1 protein-coding gene is annotated in these 614 nt (G+C 63.7%); it reads left to right on the forward strand.

Annotation, left to right across the window (positions count from 1 at the left end; translation table 11 throughout):
• Window positions 1–614 (forward strand): SLAC1 family transporter (locus tag G3436_RS23140; RefSeq protein ID WP_476644180.1); only part of this gene is annotated, 614 nt, incomplete at both ends.

A 614-nucleotide genomic window follows, 5' to 3' on the forward strand; every position in this document is an offset into this window, starting at 1 on the left:
CCCCCCATTGGTTCGCCGCCACCATGGGCACCGGTGTGCTGGCCCTGGCATTGCCGCAGGCGCTGCCCGCGCTGGCGGGCGTGGCCGAGATGCTGTGGTTGTTGAGCATTGGCCTGTTTGTGCTGTTCAGCGTGCTGTACGCCGCGCGTTGGGTCATGTTCTTCGACGAGGCGCGTCGCATCTTTGCCCATTCCACGGTCTCGATGTTTTTCGGCACCATTCCGATGGGGCTGGCAACGCTGCTCAATGGTGCACTGGTGTTTGGTATCGCACGCTGGGGCAACGGCCTTGTGCCGTGGGTCGAGGCCCTTTGGTGGTTGGACGTTGCACTGGCATTGCTGTGTGGCGTGGCCATTCCGTACCTGATGTTCACCCGCCAGGAGCACAGCATCGACCAGATGACCGCGGTATGGCTGTTGCCGGTGGTGGCGGCTGAGGTGGCGGCGGCCAGTGGTGGCCTGCTGGCCCCGCACCTGGTGGATGCGCATCAGCAGTTTCAGGTGCTGATCACCAGCTATGTGCTGTGGGCGGTGTCGTTGCCGGTGGCGTTCAGCATCCTGACCATCCTGATGCTGCGCATGGCGTTGCACAAATTGCCGCCAGCGAGCATGGCG

This window comes from Pseudomonas brassicae (assembly GCF_010671725.1).
Taxonomy (GTDB): domain Bacteria; phylum Pseudomonadota; class Gammaproteobacteria; order Pseudomonadales; family Pseudomonadaceae; genus Aquipseudomonas; species Aquipseudomonas brassicae.